Source organism: Rhizobium sp. RM (assembly GCF_013390595.1).
Lineage (GTDB): Bacteria > Pseudomonadota > Alphaproteobacteria > Rhizobiales > Rhizobiaceae > Agrobacterium.
This window is the reverse complement of sequence record NZ_JACAWV010000023.1, coordinates 136,321-149,595: the sequence shown is the minus strand read 5'-3', so window position 1 is coordinate 149,595 and position 13,275 is coordinate 136,321. Positions and strand designations below refer to the sequence as shown.

10 protein-coding genes are annotated in these 13,275 nt (G+C 57.4%); 5 read left to right on the top strand and 5 right to left on the bottom strand.

All coding sequences use genetic code 11. The annotated features are described in order from the left end of the window. Genes HWX89_RS23385 through HWX89_RS23375 form a run of 3 tightly spaced genes read right to left on the bottom strand, consistent with a single transcriptional unit; the run spans position 1 to position 3,062 of the window. Entirely contained in the window at positions 1 to 843 is an 843-nt protein-coding gene (locus HWX89_RS23385) for a carbohydrate ABC transporter permease (protein ID WP_138792707.1), read from the bottom strand. Further along, complete coding sequence (locus tag HWX89_RS23380; protein ID WP_138792706.1) at positions 840 to 1,781, bottom strand: carbohydrate ABC transporter permease; 942 nt, start codon at positions 1,779 to 1,781, stop codon at positions 840 to 842. Before HWX89_RS23380 ends, HWX89_RS23385 begins: the two co-directional genes overlap by 4 nt. A 15-nt stretch (positions 1,782 to 1,796) precedes the next feature. Then, positions 1,797 to 3,062: a sugar ABC transporter substrate-binding protein gene (locus HWX89_RS23375; protein ID WP_138792705.1), complete on the bottom strand. Its 1,266-nt coding sequence runs from the start codon at positions 3,060 to 3,062 to the stop codon at positions 1,797 to 1,799. A gap of 242 nt (positions 3,063 to 3,304) precedes the next feature. Here HWX89_RS23375 and HWX89_RS23370 point away from each other — a divergent pair, with 242 nt between their 5' ends. The 3 genes from HWX89_RS23370 to HWX89_RS23360 are packed head-to-tail and all read left to right on the top strand — an operon-like array spanning position 3,305 to position 7,858. After that, positions 3,305 to 4,531: an ROK family transcriptional regulator gene (locus HWX89_RS23370; RefSeq protein ID WP_138792704.1), complete on the top strand. Its 1,227-nt coding sequence runs from the start codon at positions 3,305 to 3,307 to the stop codon at positions 4,529 to 4,531. Between the two features lie 19 nt (positions 4,532 to 4,550). Beyond that, entirely contained in the window at positions 4,551 to 6,953 is a 2,403-nt protein-coding gene (locus HWX89_RS23365; protein WP_138792703.1) for a PIG-L family deacetylase, read from the top strand. Next, complete coding sequence (locus HWX89_RS23360) at positions 6,950 to 7,858, top strand: DMT family transporter (RefSeq protein WP_502707615.1); 909 nt, start codon at positions 6,950 to 6,952, stop codon at positions 7,856 to 7,858. The genes HWX89_RS23365 and HWX89_RS23360 overlap by 4 nt, the downstream gene beginning before the upstream one ends. A gap of 15 nt (positions 7,859 to 7,873) precedes the next feature. Here the strand turns inward: HWX89_RS23360 and HWX89_RS23355 are convergent, their stop codons facing one another. Together HWX89_RS23355 and HWX89_RS23350 are read right to left on the bottom strand one after the other, a co-directional pair. Then, entirely contained in the window at positions 7,874 to 8,335 is a 462-nt protein-coding gene (locus HWX89_RS23355) for a hypothetical protein (RefSeq protein ID WP_138792702.1), read from the bottom strand. 87 nt (positions 8,336 to 8,422) lie between these two features. Then, positions 8,423 to 9,310 carry an AraC family transcriptional regulator gene (locus tag HWX89_RS23350; protein WP_138792701.1) on the bottom strand — a complete coding sequence of 296 codons (888 nt, stop codon included), beginning with the start codon at positions 9,308 to 9,310 and terminating at the stop codon, positions 8,423 to 8,425. 199 nt (positions 9,311 to 9,509) lie between these two features. On the opposite strand from HWX89_RS23350, the gene HWX89_RS23345 reads away from it, so the two are divergent. Both HWX89_RS23345 and HWX89_RS23340 read left to right on the top strand, forming a co-directional pair. Continuing rightward, positions 9,510 to 10,976 carry an alpha-glucosidase/alpha-galactosidase gene (locus tag HWX89_RS23345; protein WP_138792700.1) on the top strand — a complete coding sequence of 489 codons (1,467 nt, stop codon included), beginning with the start codon at positions 9,510 to 9,512 and terminating at the stop codon, positions 10,974 to 10,976. Positions 10,977 to 11,080: 104 nt separating this feature from the next. After that, a complete protein-coding gene (locus tag HWX89_RS23340) occupies positions 11,081 to 13,168 on the top strand; it encodes an ABC transporter substrate-binding protein (protein ID WP_138792699.1) in 2,088 nt (695 codons plus the stop codon). Positions 13,169 to 13,275 lie beyond the last annotated feature (107 nt).

The window sequence follows — 13,275 nt, the reverse complement described above, 5'->3', positions numbered from 1 at the left end:
TTATCCTTTCAGGCCCGCCAGCATCACACCGCGGACGATGTAGCGTTGCAGGACGATGAAGACGATCAGTGTTGGAATGGTCGCAATGGCGGCCCCGGTCATGATCATTTCCCACTGGATCTGCTGCTCGACAGCAAAGCTCGAGAGGCCGACAGGCAAGGTGTAGAGCTCCTTGCTGGTGGTGACGATCAACGGCCAGAAAAACGCGGTCCAGTTGCCAAGGAATGTGAAGATGGCAAGTGCGGAGAGCGCAGGTGTTACCAAAGGCAGGGCAACCTTCCACCAGATCTGGAATTCGTTCAGTCCATCGACCCTGGCAGCCTCGATGAAATCGTTCGGGACCGTCTCGAAGAACTGCTTCATCAGGAAGGTGCCGAATGCCGTCATCATGCCCGGGAACATGATGCCCCAGTAACTATCCAGCCAGCCGAGCTGGCTCGACATCAGATACCATGGAATAACAAGCATCTCCGTTGGGATCATCAACGTCGAAAGAATAGCAATGAAGATGAAATAGCGTCCACGGAACTCGAACTTTGCCAGCGTGTAGCCAACCAGACTGTCGAAAAAGCAGTTCGAGAGGGTCACGACGATCGCAACCAGCATAGAGTTGAAGAACCACCGCAGGAAGCGTCCGTCAGCCATCACGGTGACATAGTTCGAAAGTGTTGGCGCAGCCGGAATAAGTCTGAGGTCGTAGACCTGATCTGCTGTTTTCAACGATGTCGAGAACATGAAAAGCAGCGGTGACACCATGATCAGACCGCCAATAAACAGCAGCGTCCATGCGATGATGCGGCCAGGACGGATGCGGGCGTGGGAAAGTGGCTGTGCTTCGCTCATTTCTTTTCCCTCAGCACCCAGAGCTGGATCAGCGATACGGCAAGGAGAATGGTGAACAGGACGACCGTTTGTGCGGCCGCATAGCCCATCGCATAGGAGTTGAACGCCGTCTGGTAGATCATCAGCACAAGCGGCTTCGTTGATCCGAGCGGACCGCCCGGGTCGTTGGTGGTCATGTTGTAGACCTGGTCGAAGATGCGCAAAAATCCGATCGACGAGAATACCACGAGAAAGACCGTGGTTGGTTTGAGGAGTGGCAGGGTGATCTTGCGCAGGATTGCCCACTCGCCAAGGCCGTCGATGCGCGCAGCCTCATAAAACGTTGTCGGAATGGCACGCAGCCCGGCCATGAAGATGATGATCTGGAAACCCAGACCTGCCCAGATGGCCGTCACCATGATCGAGAAGAGAGCCTGGTCAGTCGAACGGATGAAAGGCTGCTGCGGAATTCCGATAAGGCCCAGCACGTCATTGATGATGCCGATCGGCGGCGGTTGGTAAAACCAGCGCCAGACCCAGGCCATTGCCGCAGCTGTCGTCAGATAGGGAAGGAAATAGAGCGCACGGATAAAGCCGTGCAGAACGCGGACACGGTCAAGATAAAAGGCGATGACAAAGGCCAGAACCAGGCTGATCGGTGTGCCGATGATGAGATAGGTGAACGTGTTCTTGAAGACCTTCCAGAACTGCGGGTCCTTGAACAATTTCACATAGTTGGCAACGCCAATGAACTTGGCCGGCCGCAGCAGATCCCAGTTGGTGAAAGACAGCCAGAAGGCCTGCAGCGTCGGATAAAAGCGGATGACGCTGTAAAAGAGGATCGGGATCGCTAGGAAGCTCCAGATCCAGATAAGCCGTTTGGTGCGCATGGAAAGGCGATCTCCAAAGGAGCCGCCGGGGCGGCCGGATGCCGCCCCCTGTTGGTCGATCGCTGTCATGACTTGACCTTCAGCTTAGGGTTTGGCCGCGTCGATGATTTCCTGTTCGGCCTCTGCGGCCGCCTTGATGGAATCCTCAACCGATTGACCCTCCAGCAAAACGCGGTTCGTCATGTCGATCGCGTTTTGCCGTTGAGCAGCCTCGTCCTTGAAGAGCGTGGTGTGCGCGTATTCAAGACCCTTCAGGAACGGCGCATAAACCGGGTCTTTCAGGTTTTGCTCGGTCAACGCCGCTTCACGTCGGGCAGGCAGTTCCCCCACTGTCTTCAGCCAGATCGCCATGGCCTCGGGCGAGGAGATATAAGCGAGGAATTTCTTCGAGGCTTCCAGTTCTTCGCCGGTCGTTTTGGCGCTGATGCCGTTTGCGAAGTAGCTGGCGTAGTTAGAGCGGATGTTCTTGTCGTTGGTGGGAAGCTCGGTGACGCCCCATTCGAAGTCCTTGATGGTCCGGAAGGAGCCAAGACGGAACGTGCCGTCAATCGTCATCCCCGCTTTTCCGGCCCGGAAGGCGGCCTGGCCTTCATCCATGAAACCGGCCTGACCGATCTTCTTTTCAAGCTGCAGGCTCGTGTAGAATTTAAGCGCCTGAACACCGGCCTCGCTGTTGTAGGTAACCTTCTGGTCGTTGTCGGTGTAGGGTTCCCCACCATATTGGCGGATCAGCGCCTCTCGCCACCATTGGTGATCCTGGCCACCCATGTCGAGCGTCGAACCTGCGACGGTGAGGTTACCTGCTGCATCGTGCTTGGCGATCTTTTCTGCAGCCGCAACGAATTCATCCAGTGTTTTCGGAGGGTTGGCAGGATCGAGGCCTGCTTCCGTGAACAGCTTCTTGTTGTAGAAAAGGGCAAGCGAGCGAACCGCTGTCGGAAGGCCGTAATAGTCATCGCCACGCTTCATGGCGCTGACGATCGGGAAGAAGTCGCTTTCGATCTTGTCGTGCGGGAAGGCATCGGTTGGCAGCGGCTGCAAAATCCCGCCTGCCGCGAACTTGTCCAGCCAGCCATAGAAAAGCTGCATGACATCAGGGCCATTGCCGGACATGTTGGCGGCAATGACGCGTGTCTGATAGTCGGCGTATGGGAAGGTTACCTGTTTGACGGTGATGTCAGGATTTGCCTTCTGGAATTCTGCGATGAGCTCGTCCATCGCCTTTACGCGTGTGTCGAAGACATATTGCCAATATTCGATTTCGACAGCTTGCGCTGCGTTGAATGCGAATGTGCTGAAACCGGCGACCAAGCCGGCGAACAAAGTTGCCCTGCGCATGTAAGCCTCCATTGTCTCCGCCTGCTTTGCAGATGCGGAGTGAGTTCCCTTTATCCACGCTTTCGCGCGCACTTTATCGGCTCGCTACAGGAGGGTTGGCTAACCCCTGAAACACGCTGAGCCGGACCCCCGGTCGGCCTCTACGGTTCTCTGAAGGAGCGAGTTTGTCAATAAGATAATTTACTTGAATTATTATATTGCGCTTATCGTGAATTCGACGCTATGAATTTTCTACGATACGGGAAGTTGAAGAGATGACGGTGCACACGTTGGATGCCTATCCGGTCGCAATTGGCAAAAATCCCGAGCGCAGCCGCGAACATAACAGGCGAGTCGTCCTCGATCTTGTTCGCAGGCACGGCTCCCTCGGCCGCGCCCAGATTGCCAAGATCACCCATCTGACCCCGCAGGCAGTTGCCAATATTGTCGAAGAGCTGATGGGTGAAGAGCTCCTGAAGGAGCTTGGACGTCGGCGCACCGGCCGTGGCCAGCCGCCGATCCAGTTTGCCGTCAATCCCGACGGCGGTGCGACGATCGGCGTTGAGATCGCCGCTGACCACATGGTCACTGTCGGCCTTGACCTGGCCGGTGTCTTGCGCGCTGAGCGCGTCACGCGTCTGAAAAACACCAAACCGGATTACATCCTCAAGACCTTTGCCGCAGAGCACGCCGCTGTCGCAGGAGCCCTGGGATGCAGGCTGCTTGGGACCGGCGTGGTCATGCCCGGGCCCTTCGAGATCGACGGGATGACCTCGGTCGGCCCGACGACCCTTTCGGGCTGGGTTGGGATCGATGCCCGTCAAATGCTCAGCGATGCGTGCGGCCAGCAGGTCGTGGTTGAAAACGACGCGACCGCGGCCGCCGTCGGCGAGCGCCTGTTCGGTCAGGGTCTCAGCATCCCGAATTTCTGCATGATCTATTTCGGGGTCGGTATCGGTCTCGGAATGATCCAGGAAGGCGCCCCTTACCGCGGTGCTTTTGGAAACGCCGGTGAAATCGGCCATGTGACCGTATCTCCGCGTGGCAGGCCGTGCCCGTCCTGCGGACAGAGAGGCTGCCTGGAGGCCTATGCCTCGGCTTATGTGCTCAAGGAGAAATTGCAGGCCATCGGCATTGCCGATACCGAACTCGATGACCTTGAGGCGCTTTTCAATGCATCCAATCCCGTCCTGATGGCGTGGATCGATGAGGCAGCCGATCATCTGGCGCCGATTGTCGCGATGCTCGAAAACATCCTTGATCCGCAGACAATCATTCTCGGTGGCGCACTGCCGGAGCCTGTCATCCGCGAAATCATCACCCGCATGGGAAGCCTGCCGACATCGGTTGCAAGCCGCCGGCAGCGCGAGTTGCCACGCGTGATCCATGGGACATCCGGGCAGTTGACGGCGGCCCTTGGCGCTGCAGCTCTGCCCCTTTTCGATATCGTTACACCGAAACTCGAGACGTCGATTGCGGCGACTGGGGCTGCACAGGCCTGAATTCTGGAGGAGACTGTCAATGCTGAATCCACGAGAGCGTATCGAACGGCAGATGGCCGACCCATGGTTTGTGCGCATGCACCGTCGGCTGAGTGCCCTGAAATCGGTCGCGACGGTGATGCACACCGGTGCGCATCCCGATGATGAGCAGAACGGGTTGCTTGCCTATCTCAGGATGGAGCTGGGCATGCGGGTTATTATCGCCTGCTCGACGCGTGGCGAAGGTGGCCAGAATGCTCTGGGGCCAGAACGCCTCGGTGCTCTTGGCGTCATACGGTCCCGTGAGCTAGAGGAGGCCGCTCGCGTCATCGACGCCGACGTCCACTGGCTCGGGCATGGACCAGCCGACCTCATTCATGATTTCGGTTTCTCCAAGGATGGCGACCGGACGTTTGACCGGTGGGGAGAAGCGCGCATCGTTGAACGGCTCGTCCGTGCCTATCGCAAGGAACGTCCCGATATCGTCATTCCAACCTTCCTCGATGTACCAGGCCAGCATGGCCATCACCGCGCCATGACACGCGCTGCCAAGACTGCGATCTCTCTGGCTGCTGATACATCGGCCTTTCCGGAGCATTTTTCTGAAGGGCTGACACCGTGGAAAGTGGCAAAGTTTTACCTGCCTGCCTGGTCGGGCGGTGGCGATACCTATGACGATGAGATTCCTCCACCCGAAACGACGCTCGTCATCGCCGCAGAGGGAAAAGAACAGGCAACTGGTGCGCAATATGACCGTATCGGTGAATGGTCCAGGTTTTATCATGCCTCGCAGGGGATGGGTCACTGGCCAAAGGATCCGCAGGTGTTTTGGCAGTTGCACCTTGAGACAAGCGAGAACGGTGATCGCGAAGAGGCAACCATTGCCGACAATCTTCCAGCGTCACTCTTGGACCTCGCGGAGCATCCGGGACTTGATCCCGATCTGGTGAAGGCATTGGGTGAAGCCGATGAGGCAATTGCCAGCGCGATTTCGGCCTTCCCGGCGAGGCAACTAATCGAGGCGTCACTTCTTGAGGCCGCGACCCTCCTGCAACATGTCGACGAAACGGCAGGACAGGAATTCCGTGACCTTCACGGGCATCGGATCGTCCGTAAACGCGCGCAGCTCGACGCAGCGATCCTGACAGCAATCGATATTTTTGAGCGCGCCTATGTGGAGCCAGCCGAGATAAGGCCGGGCGGACAAGCTTTCTTGCACGTCGAATTTTCGGCGTCACCCTCCACATACGAGGTCGATGTCACGCCTGTTCTTCCATCCGGCGTCTCATCCTCCGTCGAAACGCTCGGTCAGGCCACGGTATTCTCGTTGTTGGCCGAAAAGGATGTACCCGTTTCAGGGCTCTACCAGCCGGTCTGGAATGCCATGGGTGGCAATGGTCATGCGTCTGTTCGGGTGTCAGCGAAGATCGGGGCGCGGACCGTGACTACCAGCTTCGATCTCGAGGAGCCGTTTTTTGTCTCTCCCGCGCTTTCGCTGACACTTGCGCCCGACGCGCTCCTTGTTCCTCTTGGCGCTTCGGCACCACAGTTGGGTTTCAAGGCGCTCGCACGGGGCGACGAGACGGCTCTTTCCTTCAAGGCCACGGACGGATGGAAGGTGCGCAAATCAGGCGAAGACTGGGTTGCAGAGCGCACACGAGAAGCTGTTGCCGGGCTTGTTTCACTTGATGCACACACCGGATCCCATGCTGCGTTTCAGGTGACGCCGATTGCCTATCCTCATATTGGCCGGGCAAGGTTTCTGGCGCCGTCCAAACTCAGAATCTTATCGCTCGACATGAAGCTGCCAGCTGGAGCACGAGTGGGTTACGTCGGTGGTGGCGCAGACAACGTTGGTTCCTGGCTCGGCCGCATGGGCCTCGACGTGACTGAGCTCGATGCGCAGGCGCTCAGCGGCGATCTCACGTCCTATACGACCATAGTCGTCGGCATATTCGCCTTCGGAATTAGAAGCGATCTCGCCGCAGCAACCGCCAAGCTGCATCGATTTGTCGAACAGGGAGGGCATCTCGTCACCCTCTATCATCGGCCAAGCGATGGATGGGACCCGCAGTCGACACCCGTCAGGCGGCTTGAGATCGGAAAACCGTCGTTACGTTGGCGCGTGACGGATCCGCAGGCCGAGGTGACGGTACTCGCGCCCGATCATCCGTTGCTTGCGGGGCCGAACGTGATCAGTGATGAGGATTGGTCCGGATGGGACAAGGAGAGAGGCCTTTATTTCGCGGCACGGTGGGATGATGGTTACGAACCATTGCTTGCCATGCATGATGTCAACGAACAGCCTCTGAAAGGCGCGTTGATTTCGGGCCGTTTCGGCGAAGGACGCCACACGCACACCAGTCTGGTCCTCCATCACCAGATGGACAAACTGGTTCCCGGCGCATTCCGCCTGATGGCAAACCTTGTGCAGCCGGCGTGAACGCGCAAAATGACAGCGTAACGGCATTGGAGACGCAAGGCTCCAATGCCCGCGTCGCTGTCGGCTGGCTGCTGCTTGATATGACGCTGGTGGCGGGCGGAATGACGGCCCTCGTCAAGGCGCAAGGTGCTACCTATCCGGCGTTTCAGCTCGTCTTCATTCGTGCAGTGATCGGCCTTTTATTCATCCTGCCGTTGATTTGGCGTCACCGGGGGGAAATGCTGAGTGTTAAATATCCGCTCCGCAATCTCTTCCGCATCGCTTGCAACGCGATCGCGCTGACGAGCAATTTTCTTGCGATCACCATGTTGCCGCTTGCGACGGTCAATGCAGTCGGCTTTTCCAGGCCGTTGGTGACGATGGCAATGGCAGTCGTGTTTCTCGGCGAATATGTCAGCCGCATTCGCTGGGCGGGGGCGATCATGGCGTTTATGGGCGTTCTTGTTGTCATTGCGCCGGGGACAGCCGATTTTAACGCTGGCGTCCTGGTCGTTCTCGTTTCGGTCATCTTCGGAGCGCTGGCGATCATTCAGACCCGTGCGCTTCGCGAGGAAAACACCACTGTGATGATGGTCTTCTACACGGTCGGTCTCGCTGCCATCACAGCGGTCCCGGCGTTGTGGACGTGGCAACCGGTTCTAGCCTTCGATTGGTTGCCGCTCTTGGCAATCGGCTTTCTCGCACAGCTCGGGCAATATTGCTTCCTTCGAGCTTATCGCATGGCGGACGCAAGCCTTCTTGCGCCGGTCGGTTATCTCTCGCTGCTTTTTACGACAGCGGTCGGTTATTTCATATTTGGGGAAGTGCCAGAGGCACGCGTAGCCGCCGGCGTTGCGATCATACTTGTCTCACTCCAGGTCGCCGCCCTGTTTGAAAGACGCGCGAAACGGCGTGGCCGAGCATAATTGCCGTGGCGCACCTCAGGACAGAAGGACACGCAACCGCAACCAGTTCAGTACGGCAATCCTGATCCGATCGTGGAACGCCTTGGCCATGCCAACATAGCGCATGCCCCAGGCGAGCCAGGCATAGGTCAAAAGCTTGTCTCGGCCGGCATGATAGATGCGCTCGACAATAAGGAACGTGGCAAGGTGCGCAAGAATGACCATGGTAAGACCGGATACGACGTGTCCGTGCGCCATAACGACCAGGCCGGCGACCTTCATCGGTTCGGCAATTGCAAAAGGCACAGCGAGAAGAAGCAGGATCACCAGTCGCGCCTGCCTGGCGATTTGAGCCTCGATACGCCTGAATACCGTCATCGACGAGATCGCCTTCACCACGGGCCGGTAAAGTGGGCGAAAGATCACGTCGATGAAAGACACTATGACAATGATCGCCCGAATTGGCATTGAGAAAATCAGCCAGAACGTCCTTTTCATTTCAAGCTGTCTCCATCTTCGGCGTTGCCTCGGCTTTGCTCTTGTTAGCCGCCTCAAACGTGGCAAAAGCAAGTCTCGATCGCGCGCTCACGTGTGTCTGATGCTCGCATACATGCCAGTCGTGCGGAAGTCGCTTGGGTTGGTTCCGTAAAGGCGTCTGAAGACTTTCGAAAAATAGTTGGGATCGTCAAAGCCGCATAACACAGAGACTTCCTTGATCGGCATCGTCTCGGCCGTCGTCAACAGTTTTGCAGCGCGCCTGAGACGCCGCGCGAGGACGAATTCTGCAGGAGGCATACCTTCGCTTGCGGCAAAGATCCGTGAAAAATGCGCTCGGCTGAGGCCGGCGACTGCCGCAAGATCGCCGACCGACAGACGGTCGCCGAGATGGCTGTCAATATAGCTCAGCACCTGCTGCATCGTGCGGTATTCACCACTGAAGGAAGGGTGAGAGCCGAAGACGTCATCATAGAGGATCATGGCCGCCTCATAGGCGACAGCGGAAGCAGCGCCTGGCGTTTCCGCACCGTTGACGAGCCGAGAGCAGCATGAGGCAAGATGGTCGATCGTCGATGCCTGCAACTTGAGGATCGGCCCAGTGACGGCGAGAATGTTGCGATGAATGCGCAAGGCCTCCTCGCCATTCATCGAAATCCAGAAGAACTCCCACTCCCGCCCATCTTCCAGCCAGTAACGATGATTGTGAGGGATCAGGAGCAGCAGCGTCTCACCCGGTTTGACGGTGTAGACACGGTTCTCGTAGCGCAAATTACCCTGTCCGGCGATGGAGTGCTGGAGAACGGTAAAGGGCGTCTGTCCGCGTTTGCGACCGTCCCAGTCGTAGCCACGGTCACGACGGATTTCATAACCGCTGCTCGTCGGCATGGTGTGCAATGTCTGGCGCCCGCGCGGCAGCGAGACCGTGCGCATACCAGGTCCCTGGTCAATCAAATCCTGCAGCACAAAATTACCCATGAAAGCATAATCCTTCTCTGGTTATGACAATCATTATACGCATAATCCCGATCCGAGGAGACAGTCAGAGGGACGATCGGGAGGAAAGTTTGGAAATAACGCTTATTTTTTGGGCGCTTCTGAACTTTGTGGTGTTCGATCGCTATTTTGAGGCCCTTTGGTCCGTTTCACCCGTTCGATTTGCAACAGAGGTGACGTTATGAGTTTCAAAATCGCTATAATTGGTGCCGGCAGCGTTGGTTTCACGAAAAAGCTGTTCACGGACCTGTTGTGCGTTCCAGAGTTTCGCGACATCGAAGTCGCGCTGACCGATGTCAGCCAGCACAATCTCGACATGATCAAGGCAATTCTCGACAAGATCGTCGAGGCGAACGCGCTGCCCGTGAAGATCACCGCGCACACCGAGCGCAGAAAAGCTCTCGAGGGAGCAAAATACATCATCAGCTGCGTTCGTGTCGGTGGGCTCGAAGCCTATGCAGACGATATCCGCATTCCACTGAAATATGGCATCGACCAGTGCGTCGGAGACACCATCTGCGCCGGAGGGATTCTTTACGGCCAGCGCAACATCCCGGTCATACTCGACTTCTGCAAGGACATCCGCGAGGTTGCTGCCCCCGGTGCGAAATTCCTCAATTACGCTAACCCCATGGCCATGAACACCTGGGCGGCGATTGAATATGGCAAGGTCGATACGGTCGGGCTTTGCCATGGCGTTCAGCATGGTGCTGAACAGATTGCAGAGATACTCGGCGCCAAATCCGTGTCCGAGCTCGATTACATCTGCTCGGGGATCAACCATCAGACGTGGTTCATCGATCTCAGGCTGAACGGGCGAAAGATTGAAAAAGATGAGCTCGTTGCGGCCTTCGAGGCTCACCCGGTGTTCTCGCAGCAGGAAAAGCTGCGTATCGACGTCTTGAAGCGTTTCGGCGTCTATTCGACCGAAAGCAACGGCCATCTTTCCGAATACCTTCCCTGGTATCGCAAGCGTCCTGATGAAATCGCCCGCTGGATCGACATGTCGGATTGGATACATGGCGAGACAGGCGGATATCTGCGCCACTCGACGGAAACCCGAAACTGGTTTGAGACGGAGTTTCCGCAGTTTCTTGCCTCGGCAGCAAAGCCGATCGATCCGGCCAAGCGCTCGAACGAGCATGCAAGCCATATTCTCGAGGCTCTCGAGACAGGGCGCGTCTACCGGGGTCATTTCAACGTCAAGAACAATGGCGTCATCAGCAATCTCCCGTCTGACGCGATTATCGAATCGCCAGGCTTCGTCGACCGTTTCGGGATCAATATGGTCTCCGGAATTACGATACCGGAAGCGTGCGCTGCGACTTGCCTTGCATCCATCAACGTTCAGCGCATGTCGGTCCATGCGGCAATCGGCGGCGACATCGATCTTTTGAAGCTCGCCGTCCTGCACGATCCGCTGGTCGGTGCTGTCGCAACGCCCGAGGAAGTCTGGCAGATGGTGGACGAGATGGTGGTCGCGCAGGCGCGCTGGCTCCCTCAATATGCGCACGCCGTACCGGCCGCCAAAGAACGTCTTGCCAAATCCAGCGTCAAGACCCGCGACTGGGCAGGTGCGGCCCGCCGCAATGTCCGCTCCATTGAGGAGTTGAGAGCCGAAAAGTCGGCGCTGAAGAAAGCTGTCTGAACAGATGCATAAGCGTGGTGCGTGGCGATAGGGAGTTCGCGACGCACCCGTCGCCGTGGAGAAGAGGCAGACGCGGGACGCGCTGCCATTTGGGAGGAATGACGATGCAACTTCGACGTAAGACTGCCACCATCGCTGCCTTGACCTTGGGCGTTTCGATGATTGCGCTCGGTGCCAATGCATTCGAGACGACAACGCCGCCAGAGCCGCCGCAATTTCCGGCAGAGGGCAAGATCAACTACGTTTCGCGGGATTCGATCCTGGAGTTCAAGGCGCTGCCATCTTACAGCCAGCCCGACTGGGTCGCCGAAAAATTCGAAAAGACCGGCAAGCTTCCGCCGCTCAAGGATCGCCTGCCGGAGGAGCCGCTCGTCTACAAGACCGGTAATCTTCCCGACGGTATGGGTGTTTATGGCGATACCATGCGCCACGTTGTTGGCGGGCGGCCGGAGGGATGGAACTATATCGCCGGTCAGAGCCAGGGATGGGGCGGTATCGACATTGCGCTTTCCGAATGCCTGACGCGAACCGCACCTCTCTTTCAGGTCGATGCCAAGGACACAGAGCCGCTCCCCAATCTCGCGAAAAGCTGGGAATGGTCCGAGGACGGTCACAAGCTGACAATGCATCTGGTCAAGGGTGCAAAATGGTCAGATGGCGAGGCCTTCAACGCCGATGACGTGATGTTCTATTGGGAAGATGCGGTGATCGATCCCAATGTTTCGCCTCTGGGTGGCGGGGCGTCGCCGGAAGCCTTCGGCGAGGGAACGACGCTCAAGAAAATCGATGACTATACCGTGGAATGGACGTTCAAGAGCGCCTTCCCGAAGCAATATCTCTACACAATGGCCTATCCGAGCTTTTGCCCAGGGCCGTCACATATCCTGAAGCCCCAGCACCCCAAATATTCCGGCAACACCTACAACCAGTTCAAGAACGCCTTTCCGCCTGAATATATGAACATGCCGGTGATGGGCGCCTGGGTGCCTGTCGAATACCGGCCCGATGACATCATCGTCCTGCGCCGCAACCCCTATTACTGGAAGGTCGACGAGAAAGGTCAGCAACTGCCTTATCTCAACGAGGTTCACTACAAACTCTCGACCTGGGCCGACCGTGACGTTCAGGCAGTGGCGGGATCCGGTGACATCTCCAACCTCGAGCAGCCGGAAAACTTCGTTGCATCGTTGAAGCGCGCTGCCGACCCCAACGCACCGGCCCGGCTTGCCTTCGGTCCAAGGCTCATCGGTTATAACCTGCAGATGAATTTCTCTGCCAACGGCTGGGGTAACCCGGACGAACGGGGACAAGCGATCCGCGAGCTCAATCGAAACGACGTTTTCCGCAAGGCAGTCACGTCCGCGATCGATCGCAAGGCAATCGGCGATTCCCTCGTGAAAGGTCCGTTCACAGCAATCTATCCAGGCGGAATCTCCTCGGGGACGAGTTTCTACGACCGCAATTCGACGGTCTATTATCCTTTCGACCTTGAAGCTTCCAAAGCAGCACTCGCCGAAATCGGTCTGAAAGATACGGATGGCGATGGTATTTTGAATTTCCCCAAGGAAACGCTTGGTGGGCGTAATGTGGAAATCATTCTTCTCGTCAACAATGGCTACGCGACCGACAAGAGCATTGCAGAAGGCCTGGTCGGACAGATGGCGAAACTTGGGCTCCGCATCATCCTGAACAGCCTGGATTCCAACCAGCGCGATGCCGCCCATTATGGCGGCCAGTTCGACTGGCTGGTCCGGCGCAATTCCACTGAGCTCTCCTCGGTCGTGCAGAACACGGAGCAACTGGCTCCAGTCGGTCCGCGCACAAGCTGGAACCACCGCTCACCCGAAGGCAAGGAACTGGACCTGATGCCATTCGAAAAGGAAATGGCTGATCTCGTCCGCAAATTTATCTCCTCTCAGGACAATGCCGAGCGGGCAGAACTGATGAAGCAGTACCAGAAGGTCTACACCCAGAACCTCTACACGATCGGTCTCACCGAATATCCGGGTGCGCTGATCGTCAACAAGCGCTTCTCCAATGTGCCGCAAGGCACGCCGATCTTCATGTTCAACTGGGCTGAGGACGCCATCATCCGCGAACGGCTGTGGGTGGCCGCTGACAAGCAGGGCAAATACGAACTCTATCCCGAGCAGCTTCCCGGAAAGCCGGGTGAAGGCGGCCCGATCAATTAAGAGCTCCTCCCGGAGAAACCTAGACCGGTCGCGCGTGAAGCGCGGCCGGAGGCAGGCACCCGGCAAACCGTGATCCGTCACGGCTTGCCCAAACGGAGGAAGACCGT